The sequence below is a fragment of the Devosia rhodophyticola genome, assembly GCF_028816475.1.
In the GTDB taxonomy this organism is placed as follows: domain Bacteria; phylum Pseudomonadota; class Alphaproteobacteria; order Rhizobiales; family Devosiaceae; genus Devosia; species Devosia rhodophyticola.
The window spans coordinates 165,796-183,639 of sequence record NZ_CP118247.1 but is presented as its reverse complement, the minus strand read 5'-3'; the positions used below and the strand labels follow the sequence as shown (position 1 = coordinate 183,639).

The 17,844-nt window shown below is 55.9% G+C and carries 18 protein-coding genes, 1 tRNA gene and 1 pseudogene; 10 read left to right on the top strand and 10 right to left on the bottom strand.

Features of this window, described 5'->3' with window-relative positions; genetic code table 11:
• The first annotated feature begins 553 nt into the window (after positions 1–553).
• Positions 554–630: transfer RNA gene (locus PSQ90_RS00940), tRNA-Pro, on the top strand.
• Positions 631–686: 56 nt separating this feature from the next.
• The gene (locus tag PSQ90_RS00935; protein WP_282211575.1) at positions 687–1,682 is read left to right on the top strand and encodes a phosphotransferase enzyme family protein; all 996 of its coding nucleotides are present in this window, start codon (positions 687–689) and stop codon (positions 1,680–1,682) included.
• Here PSQ90_RS00935 and PSQ90_RS00930 read toward each other — a convergent pair.
• From PSQ90_RS00930 to PSQ90_RS00915, 4 genes are all read right to left on the bottom strand, one after another.
• Complete coding sequence (locus PSQ90_RS00930; RefSeq protein WP_282211574.1) at positions 1,653–2,939, bottom strand: O-antigen ligase family protein; 1,287 nt, start codon at positions 2,937–2,939, stop codon at positions 1,653–1,655. The genes PSQ90_RS00935 and PSQ90_RS00930 overlap by 30 nt on opposite strands.
• Positions 2,936–4,459, bottom strand: a complete 1,524-nt coding sequence (locus tag PSQ90_RS00925) for an undecaprenyl-phosphate glucose phosphotransferase (protein WP_282211573.1) — start codon at positions 4,457–4,459, stop codon at positions 2,936–2,938. The genes PSQ90_RS00930 and PSQ90_RS00925 overlap by 4 nt, the downstream gene beginning before the upstream one ends.
• Positions 4,460–4,532: 73 nt before the next feature.
• Entirely contained in the window at positions 4,533–5,663 is a 1,131-nt protein-coding gene (locus tag PSQ90_RS00920) for a glycosyltransferase family 4 protein (protein WP_282211572.1), read from the bottom strand.
• A gap of 10 nt (positions 5,664–5,673) precedes the next feature.
• Positions 5,674–6,225, bottom strand: coding sequence for a polysaccharide biosynthesis/export family protein (locus tag PSQ90_RS00915; protein ID WP_282211571.1), 552 nt, complete (start codon positions 6,223–6,225; stop codon positions 5,674–5,676).
• A 154-nt stretch (positions 6,226–6,379) separates the two neighbouring features.
• On the opposite strand from PSQ90_RS00915, the gene PSQ90_RS00910 reads away from it, so the two are divergent.
• From PSQ90_RS00910 to PSQ90_RS00900, 3 genes are read left to right on the top strand one after another with little or no spacing between them, the layout of a single operon-like run.
• On the top strand, positions 6,380–7,711 hold the full coding sequence (locus PSQ90_RS00910; protein ID WP_282211570.1) for a GumC family protein: 1,332 nt from the start codon (positions 6,380–6,382) through the stop codon (positions 7,709–7,711).
• Positions 7,687–8,865 (top strand): hypothetical protein, encoded by a 1,179-nt coding sequence (locus PSQ90_RS00905; RefSeq protein ID WP_282211569.1) that lies wholly within the window; start codon positions 7,687–7,689, stop codon positions 8,863–8,865. The genes PSQ90_RS00910 and PSQ90_RS00905 overlap by 25 nt, the downstream gene beginning before the upstream one ends.
• Before the next feature lie 15 nt (positions 8,866–8,880).
• Positions 8,881–9,927: a polysaccharide deacetylase family protein gene (locus PSQ90_RS00900; protein ID WP_282211568.1), complete on the top strand. Its 1,047-nt coding sequence runs from the start codon at positions 8,881–8,883 to the stop codon at positions 9,925–9,927.
• Positions 9,928–10,031: 104 nt separating this feature from the next.
• Here the strand turns inward: PSQ90_RS00900 and PSQ90_RS00895 are convergent, their stop codons facing one another.
• Positions 10,032–11,429 carry an MATE family efflux transporter gene (locus PSQ90_RS00895; RefSeq protein ID WP_282211567.1) on the bottom strand — a complete coding sequence of 466 codons (1,398 nt, stop codon included), beginning with the start codon at positions 11,427–11,429 and terminating at the stop codon, positions 10,032–10,034.
• Positions 11,430–11,993: 564 nt separating this feature from the next.
• Between PSQ90_RS00895 and PSQ90_RS00890 the strand changes: the two genes are divergently transcribed.
• Positions 11,994–12,218, top strand: a complete 225-nt coding sequence (locus PSQ90_RS00890) for a hypothetical protein (RefSeq protein WP_282211566.1) — start codon at positions 11,994–11,996, stop codon at positions 12,216–12,218.
• Positions 12,219–12,472: 254 nt separating this feature from the next.
• Here the strand turns inward: PSQ90_RS00890 and PSQ90_RS00885 are convergent, their stop codons facing one another.
• From PSQ90_RS00885 to PSQ90_RS00870, 4 genes and pseudogenes are all read right to left on the bottom strand, one after another.
• Positions 12,473–13,021 carry a hypothetical protein gene (locus PSQ90_RS00885; RefSeq protein WP_282211565.1) on the bottom strand — a complete coding sequence of 183 codons (549 nt, stop codon included), beginning with the start codon at positions 13,019–13,021 and terminating at the stop codon, positions 12,473–12,475.
• Positions 13,021–13,764, bottom strand: coding sequence for a hypothetical protein (locus tag PSQ90_RS00880; protein ID WP_282211564.1), 744 nt, complete (start codon positions 13,762–13,764; stop codon positions 13,021–13,023). The genes PSQ90_RS00885 and PSQ90_RS00880 overlap by 1 nt, the downstream gene beginning before the upstream one ends.
• A 15-nt stretch (positions 13,765–13,779) precedes the next feature.
• A pseudogene (locus PSQ90_RS00875) lies at positions 13,780–14,043 on the bottom strand (transposase); the annotation flags it as partial.
• Between the two features lie 147 nt (positions 14,044–14,190).
• On the bottom strand, positions 14,191–14,787 hold the full coding sequence (locus PSQ90_RS00870) for a TetR/AcrR family transcriptional regulator (protein ID WP_282211563.1): 597 nt from the start codon (positions 14,785–14,787) through the stop codon (positions 14,191–14,193).
• An 86-nt stretch (positions 14,788–14,873) separates the two neighbouring features.
• Between PSQ90_RS00870 and PSQ90_RS00865 the strand changes: the two genes are divergently transcribed.
• Positions 14,874–15,404, top strand: coding sequence for an anthrone oxygenase family protein (locus tag PSQ90_RS00865; RefSeq protein ID WP_282211562.1), 531 nt, complete (start codon positions 14,874–14,876; stop codon positions 15,402–15,404).
• On the opposite strand, the gene PSQ90_RS00860 is transcribed toward PSQ90_RS00865, so the two are convergent.
• Positions 15,401–15,610 carry a DUF2842 domain-containing protein gene (locus PSQ90_RS00860; RefSeq protein ID WP_282211561.1) on the bottom strand — a complete coding sequence of 70 codons (210 nt, stop codon included), beginning with the start codon at positions 15,608–15,610 and terminating at the stop codon, positions 15,401–15,403. The two genes, PSQ90_RS00865 and PSQ90_RS00860, sit on opposite strands and share 4 nt — an antisense overlap.
• A 79-nt stretch (positions 15,611–15,689) precedes the next feature.
• Between PSQ90_RS00860 and PSQ90_RS00855 the strand changes: the two genes are divergently transcribed.
• The 3 genes from PSQ90_RS00855 (at position 15,690) to rpsI (ending at position 17,824) form a co-directional block, all read left to right on the top strand.
• Positions 15,690–16,772 (top strand): COX15/CtaA family protein, encoded by a 1,083-nt coding sequence (locus PSQ90_RS00855; protein WP_282211560.1) that lies wholly within the window; start codon positions 15,690–15,692, stop codon positions 16,770–16,772.
• Between the two features lie 104 nt (positions 16,773–16,876).
• A complete protein-coding gene (gene rplM, locus PSQ90_RS00850) occupies positions 16,877–17,341 on the top strand; it encodes a 50S ribosomal protein L13 (protein WP_282211559.1) in 465 nt (154 codons plus the stop codon).
• Entirely contained in the window at positions 17,342–17,824 is a 483-nt protein-coding gene (gene rpsI / locus PSQ90_RS00845; protein WP_282211558.1) for a 30S ribosomal protein S9, read from the top strand. It begins immediately after the preceding gene.
• Positions 17,825–17,844 lie beyond the last annotated feature (20 nt).

Sequence of the window (17,844 nt, the reverse complement as noted above, 5' to 3'; positions counted from 1 at the left end):
CTTGGGTCCTCTGGGGATAGAGCTTGCATGCTTGATCGCCGCCCCCAACTGGGCGAAAACGGACGGCTGGTGTCAACGGAGGCATCAGCTTCCACGTTACGTCCGGGAGGATACTTTCAGGTGAGAGGATTTCGCACACATGCGAGCCCGGCACGATCCAACTCTATCGTGCAAGCGTCATCGGGTGGTCGCCAGGATGGCATAGTCGAAGGGATATCCGATCCATCCCGCCCTTGATCAGGCCGGCTTGCCGGTCGCATCAGGTCGGTTGCCTCGAGGCCTTTTCGGTCGAGCGGAGTAACCGACCCAATCTTTTGCAGACGTGACCGCGTCCCGCAACTCCCAGGTAAGCGTCAAAAGTTCGGAATATCACTGTCATCGCATAGAAATCTAGCCCGCTTTCTGCGTGAACATGGCTAGAACATTCGTGGGACCTTCGTGGGACTTTTGGTCCCACGAAGAACCGCATCGCCTAAAAAATCTCACTTTGTTCACACGGTCTGCAAAATGAGGGTTGCGCCCAATCGCCCATTTCCGTATGTCTCCCAGAAGTCGGGGCGTAGCGCAGCCTGGTAGCGCATTTGTCTGGGGGACAAAGGGTCGTAGGTTCAAATCCTGCCGCTCCGACCATTTCCACTCCCATCGCTGGTTTGCAAGATGGCCACATGGGCCATCTGGGATAGAATATGCACGATAGCGAAACCCAGCCCGATCCAAGCACGATACAACTGGCGCTAACCCGCTGGCCCGGCACCCATAATTGCAGCGTTACGCTGATCAATTATTCGGAAAACCACACCTACCGCATCGATAGTCCTGAGGGCCCGCGCTTCACTCTTCGCCTGCACCGGCCGGGTTATCAAACCACAGCGGCGATCAAGAGCGAGCTGGCGTGGCTGACGGCGCTCGCCGCCGACGATCGCCTCAATCTGGCTCGCCCCATCATCGGCAACGACGGTGCCTATCTGCAAGAATTGGCGCTGGGGGCAGGGGACAATCGCCACGCCGTTCTTTTCGCATTTGCGCCGGGCAGGGAATTGCGCGCCGATGAAGATTTGATCGGCCTATTTGCAACACTGGGTACCTACGCTGCCATCATGCACGATCACGCCGAAAACTGGCGTCAACCTCCCGACTTCGAGCGCCAACACTGGAGTGCCGCTCATATTCTGGATGCCGACGGCCTCTGGGGCAATTGGCGTATCGCACCCGGCGTCGACGACACAGTTGCCAAAACTCTGCATAGGCTCGACGAGGCGCTGCGCATCAATCTTGCCCGATATGGAACTGCCCCACATCGTTATGGTCTGATCCACGCCGATATGCGGCTGGGCAACGTGCTGGCCGACGGCGCCAACATTACCCTGATCGATTTCGACGACTGCGGCTTTTGCTGGTTTGCCTATGAGTTTGCCGCTGCCATCTCGTTCTACGAAGCCCACCCAATGGTCAACCAATGGAAAGCGGCCTGGCTGGACAACTATGAACGGGTTCGTCCGCTCGAACGTGCCGACAGAAACGCTATCGACACCATGATCCTGTTGCGTCGCATGGCGCTTCTGGCCTGGATCGGCTCACATAGTGAAACCGGCCTTGCACAAACACACATGCCCCGATTTGCAGAAAATACCGCCCGCCTCGCTGAGGGCTATCTAGACCAGCGCCTCGTCTCGATGGCTTGACCCCTGCGGCCCGTTCCGAATGGCGGTCGACAAACCCCAGATCATGCCCGCGACCAGATAATAATGGCGCCAGTGATCAATATCGATGATCGCCGCCTCTATGACCAAGATCGAAAATGTCGATATCACCGGGATCATCAATAATCGATAAGGTGATTGATGCCGTAAGCTGGATATGCCGCGCCACAGTGTGGCAAGCACGAACAGATAATACATTGCCCCGCCGCCCCAGCCATAAACATGCAGCACGCTGACATAGGTGTCGTGCGGTTCCTCGGTGATCCGCAGATTGTGAAATTCGCCCGCCCCGATGCCCCATGGGTTACTGAGCGCCAAGTCAAACGCATAACCCTGCCGTCCGAAACGGCCGGTAGAGCCGCCATCATATTTCTGCGAAGCCGTCCGGGTTTCAAACAGTTGATATACCGCCGGAACGCTCAAGAGCCCGCCGAGCGCCACCACCAGCCCCAAGGTGCCGACAATGGATAGGATCATGATCCGCACCTTGTCGTGCGCATTGGCCTCAAGCCAGAATACCAGCATCATGACCAATAGCGAGGTCGCCGCCAGATGCCCCCAGGCCGCGCGCGAAAAGCTCACAAAAATGCCGACGAACAGAACCAGATAGACCATGCCAGCCCAGAACGATTTGGACCCGCGCGCCAAAAGAACGCGCTGCAGGGCAAAGGCGGCCGGCAGGATAAGGAAGGGACCGTATACATTGGGGTCCTTGAACGTTGCCTTGGCGCGTCCATAGCGCACAAAGAGATCGGCCCCGGGTATCAATCCGAGATAGGCCAGAATGCCGATCAGCGAACAGATCAGGGCAATGCCGGTATAGGCTCTGATGATCAATCGTGTTCGCTGCAACGTCGCTTCGGCCAGATAATTGGCCAGAAAATACGATGTCAAAAACATGAATATCGTCACGATGACGAAGACGAATGCATCCATGAAATCGGCGTAGTTCACCTGAAACGATGCGATCAACGCGAACGGTATGAACACCATCAGGATCGCCAATATCCCCAGCGTCGAGCGATAAAGGCCGATCCCGGCAATAAATGCCATCGGCAATACCAGCAGGAACGAAAATTCATAGGGCGATGGTTCCACCAGCACCAGGCCGCCGGTGAAAATCCAGAAGGCCACCAGTAGATCAAGCGTGCGCATCGCCCGCGCACGCAAATAAGCAGTGCCGAGCCCTTTTTGCTCGGCAGCCGAATTCAGCGCACCAGAGTACTCAATGGCGCTCAATAGGCGTTCTCATTCTTTGAAACCAGCGACAGCGGTGTCATCACCACGATGTACATGTCCAGAAGGATCGACCAATGCTCGATATAGTAGAGGTCGTGATTAACCCGCTGCATGATCTTGTCGATCGTATCGGTTTCACCGCGCCAACCATTGATCTGGGCCCAGCCCGTCATGCCCGGTTTAACGCGGTGGCGGGCGAAATAACCCTCGACCGCTTCATAATAAAGCTGGTTGGCCGCCTTGGCCTGCAAGGCGTGCGGGCGGGGGCCAACAATTGACAGCTCGCCCTTGAGAACATTGAACAGCTGCGGCAACTCATCAATTGATGTGCGCCGTATAAACTTGCCAACGCGGGTTACGCGCGGATCGTCCTTGGTTACCAGCCTGCTGGCGCTTTCATCCGCCATATCCGTGCGCATCGAGCGGAACTTGAAGATTTTGATCAGTTCATTGTTAAAGCCGTGCCGATTCTGCCGGAAAAACACCGGGCCGGGGCTTTCCAGTTTAATGGCAATCGCTGTTGCTACCATGACAGGCGACAACAGGATCAGCGCAGCAACCGCCACGACCTTGTCGAATATCCATTTGAATACCAGGTTCCAGTCCGAAATCGGCCGATCGGCCATATCCAGCACAGCAAGGTCGCCAACATAAGAATAGGCCTTGCTGGTAAATTTGAGCGTGCTCATATGCGCTGACAACCGGATATCGACCGGCAAGACCCAAAGCTGGGTCAACATTGCCAACACCCGCTTTTCAGCGGAAAGCGGCATGGAAACGATCACCAGATCCACGGTGGTGCGTCGGGCAAATTCCACTAGATCCGCAACCGTCCCCAGTTTTGGACACCCCGCCACCATTTCGGGTGAACGATCATCAATACGATCATCAAACAGGCCAAACAGCCTGATATCGCTATCCGCGCCTTGCCGTATCTGGCCGATCAAGACCTCAGCATCCTTGCCGCCGCCCACGATAACCGTCCGGCGTTTCAGCCGACCCTGCCGCGTCATCCGCATCACAAATGCGCGCAGCACCAATCTATAGGTAACCAGTAGCGCGGCCCCACTGGCAAACCAGCTCAGAACCCAGATCCGCGATACCAGGTCGGATGCCTTGAACAAAAATGTGCCGATTGCCAGCAATGCCATGACAATCGCCCAGCCCAGCAGGACCCGGCTGATTTGAGTGAATATTGTCCGATAGGCAGCAATGCGGTGCGTCCGACCGATATTGAGCAGTACATTGGTCAGCAAGGCAGCGCCAAAAACCAGCGCCACATAAAAGCCGCGCTGCTCGCCCTGAAGATAAATTTCGAAAATCACATAGCCCAGCACAGTAAGCAGCAGCGCTTCAACGACTTGAGCGACCCCGACAACGAGCGACCCGGATACCGTTGGCTCGGCCGGCGCATTGATGATGGCCTCCGCTGCACTCGATAATACGCGCTTGGCGCCACCATTGCTGGCACGCTTGTCGGCCTGCGCGGTCGCTGCCTGCTGGGGGTCTACTCGATACATTACGCCACCGCCTGCTACTTTTTAGGGGGGCATTATTGGTCAAAGGAATGAAAAGACGATGAAAGCCGACATACTAGCTTGTTGGTATTGCGGACAAATATTGCGCTTCAATGGCGTCCGTCATCCGCTTGACCGAAAACTGCTCGGCAATATGCGCCAGCCGAATTTTCATCGCCGCCTCAGCAGCTTCTGGATGATCAAGGCATGCCTGCATTTTATCCCGCAACGCATCCGCGCTCCCCGCGGGCACCAGGTCGTCCGCCGTCGGTCCGAAAATTTCGCCAATACCGCCCACATTCGTCGCGATCACGGGCAATTGCGCCGCTGCCGCCTCAAGCACAACATAGGGCAGGGACTCTGCCAGAGACGGCACGAGGGCTATCCTTCCCCGTGCGAACATTGCCCGCGCCGGCTGCGCGCCAACCAATGTGATAAAATCGCCGAGACCGCGCGCCGCAATAGCTGCTTCCATCGCGCCGCGCTCGGCGCCGTCTCCGGCAACGACCAATGTTGCCGGGCTGCCGTCGGCACGCTTGAGGCCGTCCATGGCCTCGACGAGTGGAAATATGCCCTTGAGCGCCCGAAGTTCTCCCACAAAGACGAAATCGGCGGCATCCTTGTCGGCAGTGACCGCGATAAACTCTTCGGCGGTCAAACCATTGTGAATGATGGCGCTGCCGCAGGTCGGCTCCCCGATAACCGTGGCGTAGGTTGCTTTGGCATAATGACTTTCAAAAATCACCGCCGCGGTCTGGCGCATCAGCGCCCGCTCGAGAAAGTGAAATATCCGCCCTGTCGGTGACTTTCCCGAATAATGCAGCACACCGCCGTGCGGGGTATAAAGCGCCGCAACCTGGGCGCCGCTTAGCCGCGCCAGCCGCGCATAAAATCCGCCTTTGGCACCGTGCCCGTGCACAACATTGATATTATGCTCGCGGCAAAGTCGACGCACCGCCATCGGCGCCAGCAAATCGCCCTTGCCCAAAACACGCGGCATCGCCACTCGATGGATACCCAGGGGCACAAACTCTGCCAAAGCCTTGAGTCGCTCCTCGGTCTGACTGTCGTTGGCAATACTATCGACAACCAGCCCGACTTCATGGCCACGCGATGCCAATTCGCGCGTCAGATCAGCAACATGGCGAAACAGCCCGCCGACTGGTGCCCGCATCACCTGCAGCACGCGAAGCTTGGATTGCGTCACCAAAATGTCCCTAGAACCAGCGTTCGCCAACGACAATCGTGTCGCCGGGGTAAATTGGATAGTCCAGATCGACACTGCCCTTGACCATCTGGGTGTCCTGCCGTCGGTAAATCGTGGCCTGATTGCGATCCGCCGTTTCGGTAAACCCACCAGCGGTACTGATCGCTGCGCGAATGGTCATGCCATAGACATAGGGAAACTGGCCAGCGTTGCTGATAGCGCCTTGGATAAAAAATGGCCGATATTCAGCTACTTCGACCGCAACATTCGGGTTGCGCATATAGCCATTGCTCAGCGCCTGGGCGATACGGGCGGCGGCAACCTTTGTTGTTTGTCCGCGCACCACGACCGGCCCCACCAGGGGGAAGGCAACCGCGCCACTGTCATCGACCCGGTAGGTGTCGGTCAGGTCCGCGTCACCATATACCGTGACACGCACCGCATCGCCGGTGTCGAGCAGATAGGGGCCTTTGACATCGACGAGATAGGTGCTTGGCCGCATTCCCGCACAGGCGGCCAGTGGTAATACAAGAATAAGAACGGCAATCTGTAGCCAGCGCATGGGGGAATCTCGCCAAATTAGAGCCTCCCCAATGTCGGTCCGCTATGGTTAACAATTCACTTAGATTGGCTAAGTATGAATGCGATCTGCAACTGCCTTAACGGATTGCTTACCACGTATACCCGATAAACAAGGGAACGAGACGAGGTAAATCATGACGCTTGATTCTCAGGCAACGCGCGATGCGAGAATAGACACATCTGCAATAATCGCAGCTGTGTGGTCCCGATTGCCGCGCATTATACTGGTTTCGCTCGTGATCCTGGCGGTAGCTTACGTCGCCTTGAGTTTCATGCCCAAAGTTTATGATTCCTCCGCCAGCATTCTTATTGAACCGCGCAGCAATATTTATACGCGTGCTTCCAATGAGGCGGCACCATCCACCAATGCCAACGACGCGGGTGTTGTTTCCAGCCAGATGGAACTTTTGAGGTCACGCGATACCCTGCTCAAGGTGGTCCGGTCCGAAATGCTCGGCGATATTCCTGAGTTCAACGGTTCCCAAAGTGGCTTTTCCCCGATTGCCATGATCAAGCAACTGCTTGGCCGTGCCGCTTCGCCAGAGGATCGTGATGCCGTCGCCCTGGCGTCGCTTTATGATCATTTGACCGTTATTCAGGAGCGTGATTCCCGGATCATCTCGGTGCATGTGCGCTCAAAGGACCCTGAATTGGCCGCGCGTCTGGCCAATGCCGTCGCCCGCGCCCATGTCGCCCGGCGCACCGAATTGTCCCTGTCCGATACTGCCGAGGCCTCTGGTTGGCTCAAGGAAGAAATCGACAAGCTTCGCACCTCGGTGACCCGGTCCGAAAATGCCGTCGCCAACTTCAAGGTCGATAACGACCTGTTCTCTGGCACCAACAATACCTCATTGCTGGATCAGCAATTGTCCTCGGTTGCCAGCCAGATGAGCGCGGCGCAGGAGCGCAAGAATACCGCAATGTCCCGCGCCACCCTTATTCGCGGTCTGATTGATCGGGGCCAACCCATTGATAGCGTGCCCGACGTTCGCGATAGCGCTGTCATCCAGCAGCTGACCCAGGATAAGGCGCGGCTGCAGGGCGAGCGGGCGCAGAAATCATCCACCCTTTTGTCAAACCACCCCGCCATCAAGGCGCTTACCGCCCAGATTGCCGAACTGGACAAGCAGATCGGCATCGAGGGACGTCGCGTTGCCGATGCCCTGGAAGCCGAAGCGCAAATCGAGGCCGGCATCGAAACCTCGTTGCAGGCCGATTTGGCCAAGCTTAAAGGCTCGGCTTCCACCGCAACCCGCGAAACCGTAACCCTTGATGGCCTTCAGCGTGAAGCCAAGGCACAACGCGACCTGCTTGAGGGCTATTTGCAGCGCTACAGCGAAGCCGCGTCCCGCACTGATGCGCAATCGGCGCTGCCCGATGTTCGCGTGATTTCCTTTGCCGCCCCTCGGTCACGCCTGCTTCACCCAAAGTCACTTTCGTCATGCTGGCGGTGGGTATTGTTCTGATCGGCGGTCAGCTTGGCTTCCTTGTTTTTGCCGAATTGGCCTCGGGCCGTGCCATTATCTATCGCGCCGAGCGCGAAGCCCCGGCACCCCGGCAGGACAATTTAGCGCCTGACGAGGAATTTGAAGCCGTCGTTCAGCGCGATTTTGTCGAGGATGAACCCGAGTCGCTCGACGAGCCTCAGCCCCATAGCGATGAAACTGAGCCCACATTCGCCGCCGACGAGGCTCAGCCATTCGAAGGCCAGGTCGAAAGCGACGAGGAGTTCGTGCCCTACACGAATTTGCAGCCATATGATTCTGAATTCGAAGATGAAATAGCCTACGACGATCCAGAATCTTTGGAGCCACAAAGCTATATCGAATACGAAGCCGCCGAGGATCCATTGCTGATTTCCGAGCCCGGCACCCAGGCTGTTTGGGTTGAGGACGAACCGGAAACAGAAATTGCAGCCACCGAACAGGACCAACCCGACGACGTTGTGTTGGACAACCAGCCAATAGTCGACGACCTGGATGCAATCGAATCGATTGAGGAAGACGAACCCGAAGCGCCGGTCGCTGTAGAACAACCCGTTGACGACGAGGAATTGCCGCCTGATCGCGGCAATGTTCCGCTCGATTTTGCCACGCTGGCCTCCGATCTCGTCTTGGGCCGAACTCAGGTTGTGGTCTTGGCGGGCGGCACGTCGCACCGCGACTGCGCAGCTTTGGCCGATAGCCTCGCCAGCGAGGCGCTTGATCGTGGCTTGAGCGTTGCCATGATCGACGCGGGCAGCGGCATTCCCTCAATCGAACCGGGCATCTCCGACCTCAGCGAAGGAGCCGCAAGCTTTGGCGACGTTGTTCACAAGTCGACCGATGAGGGCTTTGCCGAAGTGCCTTGGGGCCATTCGCAGCACCTTGATCAAATGTCGCCCAAGCCATTTACACTTGTTGAAGCACTAAGTGATATCTACGAAGTCGTAATTGTAATGACCGGGCAGGTTGGCGCTAATTCTTCGTTGCCAATGTTCGCGGATATCGGGGGAAGACTTGTTTTGGTGGCAGGACCGCAGCATAGCGATGAAGAGTTGCAGGCAGCACGCGAACAACTCGCGGAAGCTGGCTATGGCCACGCCGACATTGTCTTGGCGCCACGCCGCGTCGCCGCTTGATTGCGCAGTATATTCGTGACACAGCTGAAATACACCGCCATCTCCGCCATGTTCGAAGCCATTTGGATGGCTCGATTGCCGGGCATTATTCGCCAATTGTCGAAATCACGCGGCGTGATTTTCACGCTTCATCGGGTCTTACCCGATACCCCGGCTGAATTCTCACCCAATTCCATCCTTCAGGTCCGCCCCGATTTCCTCGAGTACGCCATCAAACGGGTGCGCGAACTTGGCCTGGATATTGTCAATCTGGACGAAGCCATTGCCAGATTGCGCGGCCCCGATGATGGTCGCAATTTCGTGGTCTTCACCTTCGATGATGCCTATCGCGATAATCTGACCTACGCCTTGCCCATTCTGCGGCGGCATCAGTGCCCGTTCACTCTTTACGTGCCCACAAGCTTGGTGGACGGAATTGGCGAAGTCTGGTGGCAGGCGCTGGAAGATATCATCGCGCACCAGAATGACATGAAGGTCATGATTGAGGGCGAGGTCGAGCACTTTGACTGCGCGGCTGTACCACAAAAGCGGGCCACATTTGCCGCGCTTTACCAGCATATGCGTGAAATGCCCGAGATGGATCGAATTGCCCTTATGCGCACTTTGGCGAACGACTATGGATTGGATCTGGACCAGCACTGCCGTGATCTGATCATGGATTGGCAGGAACTGGAAATTTTTGCCAATGAACCGCTGTGCACCATTGGCGCCCACACAGTGCATCACTACGAACTCGCCAAGCTGCCGTGTGATCAGGCCCGCACCGAAATCGTCCAGTCCATGGACATTCTCAAGGCAAAATTCGACAAGGCGCCCGAGCACTTCTCCTATCCCATCGGCGGCCCCCAATCAGCCGGCGAACGTGAGTTTGAGTTGGCGCGCGACATCGGTCTGAAGTCAGCCGTCACCACGCGGCCCGGTGGGCTTTACGCCGGGCAGGCGAACCAGTTGCACGCTCTGCCGCGCGTTTCGCTCAATGGCCTGTTCCAGTCACGGCGTTATGTCGACGTCTTCGCCACCGGCGCGCTATTTTCCTGGATGGGCGCCGTCAGCGCCGCCTAGGGTAGGGATCAATAATCCGATAGGCGCAAGGACCGCTTCGAGCCCAATCTTGTCGAAATTCTGTAACGCTAGTGACGTGGCATCTCTCACAGATTGTAAATCCATCATGCCTCCTCCCGTTCCGGCAACCCAAAGCCGCTGGCCTCCTTGCCGTCCCTTTGACATACGATCACAATCCAAAGGGCAATGGTAACCACAATTCCATCCGCAATCGGGAAGGCGAACCAGATTGCCTGTGCGCCATAAATAGTACCCAAAGCAGCTATCAATAGAGGGCTGAGCACAAATGGCTTGATCAACGTGAGAGCGGCGGTATGTCCGGGTCGTCCAATGGCCTGAAAATAAAGGGCGAGTACAAGAACCGGACCAGCAAACAGATAGAGAGACGCCATCGGGCGCAAAATTTTTCCAACCTGCGCAATCACGTCCAGATCGGTGACAAAGCCACTGCCAATCCAGCCATTTTCAGCAAGCAGGATCACCTCAATCGCAGCACAATAAAAAACGGACACAGTGAGCGCGAGCCGCAGGACAGCATTTGAGCGTTGGTAGAGTTTTGCGCCCACGTTGTTCCCGACGATACTTTGGGTTGCCAGGGCGATGGCCATCAGGGGCATGAATGCGAAACTGAAAATCCGGGTCACGATCCCATAGGCGGCAATGTCCTCGACATAGCCGGAGTCGGACGTCAGCCGCAGGGTCGCGATCACCGTTGCGGAGACCAGTGCAATCCCGATGAAACTCAGGCTGACGGGTGCCCCAAGGGTCAGTATGGCCCGCCATTTTCCGACCCAGCGTGCGTGTCTGAGGGCGGAAAGCGACAGAATGCCGCCGCCACGCGAACGCAAGCCCACGAGGAGTGCAAGGCCCAACCCCTGAGCGATTGCTGTTCCCCAAGCTGACCCGGCAACGCCCATGTCGAGGCGCACGATCAGCACGTAATTCAATGCGATATTGGCAAAGGTGACGCCGACCGACATCAACGCCATGAGACCCGCACGACCTTCATTGCGCCACGCATCTGCATGGACGCTCAACAGTAATTGCACGGGTGTCGCGAGGATCATGATGGCCAGATAGGTGTAGGCCATGCGGGAAATGTCAGGTTGACCGTTTGCCAGTGCGTCAATGACGACCCCGCCACCGATCCCAAAAGTCAGAATGAGCAGGAGAGACAATAAAAGCGCGAGACCATGCGCTTGTGCGAATACTGCCGTCGCGCCACTGTGGTTCCCCGCACCCAGATGACGGGCGAGGAGGCTGGACATGCCCCCGCCGACAAGAGTCGAGAGTGCTATCGTGATCATGATAATCGGGAATACGACGCTGACGGCTGCGAGGGCATCCGCCCCCACAAAATGACCAAGAAACGCGGCATCCACAACGGTCAAAAGGCCGCTCATCATCATGATGAGCATCATTGGCAGCGCGTTGGCGACAAATATCCGCCCCGGCGAAGCCGTTAGAAATCGGTTTTCGGATGCGTGTTGAGACGACATCATTCACTCCTCAGATGAGGCATTTCAAATGGGATGGGTGCCTGCATTGCCACCTGCGAAATGCTTCGAGGGTGCATGTCATTTTCAAGTTGGACTTCACCGCGACTTACGTCTGCAGGCGGCAGGTGCCAAATACCTGCGCTCGTACTATTTTTTCTTCTGGCCGCGTCAAGTTGGATTTGACACATCAGTATCCACCAAAGTCCTGCGCTATTTTACCTAATCCACCACTCGCTGATGCTTGGTGCAGCAGACAGCTTTGGCGACACGGCGGTTTGCGTTGATATTGCCAATCAATTGCGCGAGGTGATCGACGACATTGGCACCGCGTTGATCGCTGTTGGGGCGGTTTGCTAGTCCTGGGTTCCGAGCCAACGTGCGTTGCATCAGCACGGGTCACCAATATCCACTGATTTTAGGGGAGCGAATCAGACCCTATCTCATTTGCTCTCGCTCTCAAAAACCGCTTCGAGCCAGCCGTGTTTGCAATCAGCATGATAGTCATGCCGTCGTTAGTCATTTTGGGGCCATACCCATATATTGTCGGCCACGAAATGGAGTACCCGGATGACAGGCACAGCTCAACCTCGCGTAAAAATCGCCTCGCTTACACACCACTTGCTTGAGAGAGAATCGCTGGTCGTGCTGATTTGGCCCGAAGATGCAGACAAACGCCTGTCGCTGAATGTGCCATTCGGCTGCAGTCTCGAAGCCCTGCCACAAGAGGCCATCAAGGCGCTTCGCAATTTATCTGACGAGTGCGCAGAACTCGCTGACGAAATGTCGAACTGAGTTTTTGGACATGCCGACCAAGCCATTTCGTCCAAAATGCCGCCGCTTGACCTGAGAGATGAAATAAACAAAATCGCTCCAAATGCTTGAAGGACTCCAACAAAAAGCCCGCCTATTTGGCGGGCTTGTCTTTATCAGATTTGCCATCAGGCTTGGGAGCCTTGGCAATTTTCTTTAGCGTTCGGTCAAAAGCTGCCTTGTCCTCGTTGGTTTCGAGTTCGCGGGCGACACGCTCAAATTTTTGGCGTTGAGACTCACTCCGCGGATGTATTTTGTTCGACATCGCTTACCCAATCATATTGCGCCGTTTTCAACGGGATCGGCAAGTCTGCAAGACTTACCGAGTTCAACCCTTGACCATAGGCAAATGTTCGAAGGCCTTTGTCATCAGAATATATTGCCGTTGCGCCTGAAACTTTGGCAATGGCGATGATTTGCCTGTCGTATTTTATTTTATGCCAAGGCTCGGTAGACCCGCTACGCTTTCCCGGTCCGGCAATCGCATCACTTGTCATTCGCGCCACTTCTAGCGCAGCGCGCTCATCAAAACTTTCAATCCTAAAGCCTTTATGCCGTTGGAATTTTTCGATGTAGACTTTGCGAGCGGTGGCACCTGCTCTCACCAAAGCTTCGCTAAGGGCCGGGGTCGGAAGAATAATCGTTACATTTTCTTTGGCAAGCTGATCAATTAGCCCGTCTAGGCGCTCTCTGGCGTGGCTGATTTTGGAGCCGTTGGAATCAATAGGGGAGCCTATCGCGGGGGCTATGAGAATCATCAAGGTGTTGGCGTCAAAGACAACCATTAAAACGCACCATCCTCGTCATCACGCATTGACGCAAGATCCCGCCAAGCGTCGTCCACTTCCTCCCATTCGAGATTCATAGATCGAAGTTGCGCTATGAATTCCGGCAACGGGGTAGTATCCAAAACCACAAAGCTGAACACGTTGAATTTATTTAAGGTCCACGCGCCAGTCTCTTGTCGCTGCCACGTTCCAAGTCCGTTAAAACGCAAGTCGCTCCCAAAGATGTGCGGGCCAAGTTGCCGGGCCATTTCCCTTGTGGTGTTACACCGGTAAATCGTATCGCCATTTTGCACACTCAGAGGGACACTAGCGTCCTTACCCCCTAAGCGGATAACAATCCCATCAATAGTTCCTGGTTGAGTTACAATTTCGGGGGGCTGAGGGTCCGGTATATTCTTTCCCGGGAAATCAAGTATGGATATCCCACTGTCTACGATTTGCAGAGCGGCGGTAGCATTGTCCTCTTTCAGTCTGGCGTTTATCGACCGATAGGCATTTAGATTGACCACTTCTGCTTCGCCCGATCGAACATCAGCAATATGAGCCTCAACTCTCGGCAACGCCTCGCTCTCAACACGATGAACTAACCCAGTGCTTCCGCTTTCAAGCTTCACAAAATGAACTTGGGTAGCTTCTCCAAGCATAGCCCCAAGGTCAGCAAGATACTGGCCGAGACGCTCCATTGGGAATGTCTCGGGGCTATAGGCTTCAATCTTGAACCGGAGTTCCCGACCGCTCATTTTATCACCTTAGTCTTATGAGCCGTTAGCTGACCGGTAGGTCAAACGCTTGCCGACGATACCACGCACGGCATTTATTGCACGTGCTTTGTCATCACACCCTAGTGCCAAACGGTTATTATAACGGAAATCAAATTCAGCCAAATACCGATGCAAATGCTTTTCGGAGCAATGCTGATACACGCCCTTCATGCCGCGTTTGAAGATCGAAAACACACCCTCAATCGTATTGGTATAAGCGTCGCCGCGCACATATCGTTCATGGTGTGGCGAACGGTGTTGGTTCGCAAATTTGCTTAACGTTTGCGCATCACGCTCAACGAATGCAACAATGGCACGCTTTTAACCAGGCGAGTCAAATGTAGTCGCCGCTATCGGCAGGCAATCTGGTTTCAGCCAATGGCCCGGTCGGGTCGGTGCATAAAATCATCCCATAATCTGGCTCAGATACGACAAAGCCCGCTGTGACCGCTCCTCGCAAAACGCGGCTGTGGGTGGCGGTACCGTGCCGATTACGCGTCGAATCTGCAGATCGCCGACCAGCAAATTCAAATAGAGAATAGCCGCCTGATCGCTGCGCTCAAAAGAAAGCTGGCCTGCGCTTTGTGCCCGCTCCAGCACTTTGAGAAGCAGCGGCAGCACCGCATCGCGTCCCGCCTCGCCCAAAGCCGCGCCCAATTCACCACTGGCATCTGCGGCGGCGGCGCGGTTGAGGGCTATGGCGCGTTCGCCCAGGAGGAGCCCCAATAGCTTTGGGCCGAGTTGGCCAAGGATGGCCAGAGCATTCCGTTCGGTGGACAGTTCTTGTTCCAACAGCGCTTTGACTTCGGCCGCATTGCGGGTGACCAGCGCTTTGAAAAGGCCCTGCTTGTCGCCATACCAATTGTAGAGGGTTTCGTTCGATGCCTTGGCCATGCGCGCAATGCCTTGCATCGAGGTGCCCGCATAGCCGCTCTTTTCCAGCAGCTTATAGGCTGCAATCTCAATCTCTTCCTGTCGCTGTGATCTGGTTTGCGCGCGCATCACGACCTCTCATGGCATTGACAGTATCCGTAATAGCAATTACGGATACATACAACCGTAATAGCAATTACGCCCAGGGAGATGACATGACACCCCAACCTCAGTTTCTCAAGATTCCGCCGCTACTGACGTCATTCGCCTTCTTGTCGCTGGTGCTTTGTGGCGCAATCTTCGGCTTTTTCTACGCCTGGATTTGCTCGACCATGTGGGGGCTCGATACGGCCGAACCCACCGTCGCAATTGCCGCCATGCAGGCGATGAACGCATCCGTCCGAAACGCCGTCTTCGCACCGGCATTTTTCGGCACCCCGGTTATTCTTTTCGTCACCGCATGGTTGTCGCAAACCCAACGGCGCAAACTGTCCGCTCGGGCATTTCTGGCGGCAGGCATTGTCTATTTGATCGGCGGGCTAGGGGCCACGATGGCGGTCAATGTTCCGATGAACGAAGCGTTGGCGTTGGTTGAAATTCCCCAAAGCACCGAAGCCGCGCAGCAGATATGGACCGATTATTCTGCCAAATGGCAGGTCTGGAATATCGCCCGCACAGTTGCCAGCGGCATCAGTCTGGCGTTGATTGGCGTTGCGTTCCTGCACCTCAAAGAGGTCAAGGCCTAGGCCTTATCGGGCTTGGCCATCCACCGGATCAGCACCATCGCCGGATAAAGCCACCCGAGGCCCGCCACGCAGAAATAAGGAATATGCACCCACCAGGGCATTTCCTGCAGCAATCCCAGATAGACCCATGTTCCCAATCCCAACCACACGGCGATCGAGACCAGAATCAGGACGATACCAAGGAGTTTGCGGATGGATTGGCTCATGGTGCGTCATCGCGGCTATTGCAGGACAGGTTTTCGGGGCTTACCACTCTCGGCGGTTCTCCGATACCGGGATAATGCCGTGACCATCGCCCAAAACGCCGCATCAATACCAACCACAACCGCCCCCGACCGGCTCAGGCCGGTGCGGATTTGGCTCTATGTTATGGCGGCGCTGGTTCTCGGTATGGTCGTGGTTGGCGGCATTACGCGCCTCACCGAATCGGGTCTTTCAATTACCAGTTGGAAGCCGATCTCCGGTATCATTCCACCCTTGTCAGATGCCGACTGGCAGGCCGAATTCGACGCCTACAAGACCATTCCCCAATATGAAGTCCTCAATAGCTGGATGACCCTCGACAATTTCAAGGGCATTTTCTTTTGGGAATATCTGCACCGCCTGATTGGTCGATTGCTGGGTTTTGCCTTCCTCGCGCCCTTCGCTGTTTTCCTGCTGCAGCGCCGCTTGCCCCGTCGTCTGGCTTGGCCACTTTTCGGCCTGTTCGTTCTGGGTGGATTTCAAGGGCTTTTGGGCTGGTGGATGGTAACCTCGGGCCTGACCCAACTGACCTCCGTCTCCCAATATCGTCTGGCCGCCCACCTTTGCGCCGCCTCACTATTGTTCATGGCGCTGGTGTTCGTACCGCGCTGGCTCAAACCGGGCGCGCTATCGGGGACCGTAACATCCCGCCACATGTGGAGCGCCGGACTGCTTCTGGCGCTGATTTTCATTCAGATCGGGGCAGGGGCCTTCGTCGCCGGTCTTGATGCCGGCATGGGCTACAACACCTGGCCGCTGATGGATGGTTCGATAATTCCGAACGGTCTCGCCGTCATTGATCCTTGGTGGCGCAACCTTTTTGAGAACGCCCTGACGGTTCAGTTCGTCCATAGATGCATAGCTTATCTCGTCGTACTCTATCTCGGGCTGCTAATTTGGCGTCAAAGTCGCACCGAAGGCTTTCTCGGCGTGCACGGCTGGCTAACACGTTTGGGGCTTTTAGTGCTCGTTCAGGTAGCACTTGGCATCGCAACGTTGCTCAATTTCGTGCCTTTGTCGCTGGCCATCGGCCATCAGGCAATGGCTTTCATGCTCGCCGGCGCAGCCGTCGCCTACCTCGCAGACATGGTTCGAAACCGTCAGAATCTCGACGCGGTATCATGATACCGCATTTATAACATATTGAAAAACAACAACATTATAATACCTCTTGACTGCCTTTCCCGCTATCGCTAAATGGCCGCGAAACTTCTGAGGAATATCGCGATATGAGCACCTACTCGGCCAAACCGAGCGATATCGACAAAAAGTGGATCCTGATCGACGCCCAAGGGCTCGTCGTGGGCCGTCTTGCGTCAATCATCGCCTCTCGCCTTCGTGGCAAGCATCTACCAACGTTTACACCCCACATGGACATGGGCGACAACATCGTTGTCATCAATGCCGACAAGGTGAAACTGACCGGCCGCAAGCTGGATCAGCACAAATTTTACTGGCATACCGGCTTTGCTGGCGGCATCAAGGACCGTACGGCCCGCGAATTGCTCGAAGGTCGTTTCCCCGAGCGCGTTCTGGAAAACGCCGTTCGCCGCATGCTTCCCGGCGGCCCGTTGACCCGCGCACAGCTCAAAAACCTCAAGGTTTATGCCGGTTCCGAGCATCCCCATGAAGCCCAGCAGCCGACCAAGCTCGACGTTGCTGCCATGAATTCCAAGAACGTGAGGGTTAAGTAAATGGCTGAGACCATCAATTCTTTGGAAGAACTCGGCGGCAGCACCGTTGCAGAAGCTGTATCAACAGCCCCTGTTCACGTGCAAAAGCTTGACTCACTCGGTCGCGCCTATGCCACCGGCAAGCGCAAGAACGCCGTTGCCCGCGTCTGGATCAAGCCAGGCAAGGGCAAACTGGTCATCAATGGCCGCGAATTTGCGACCTATTTTGCCCGCCCCGTTCTTCAGCTCATCGTCAAGCAGCCAATCGTTGCGACCGAGCGTACCGACCAGTACGACGTGACAGTTACCGTCGCTGGCGGCGGCCTTTCGGGGCAAGCTGGTGCGGTTCGTCACGGCATCTCCAAGGCTCTGAACTACTTTGAGCCTGAACTGCGCGCCGTCCTCAAGAAGGGTGGCTTCCTGACCCGCGATAGCCGCGTTGTAGAACGCAAGAAGTACGGTAAGGCCAAGGCCCGCAAGTCCTTCCAGTTCTCCAAGCGTTAAGCGCAGGGATTATCGATTTT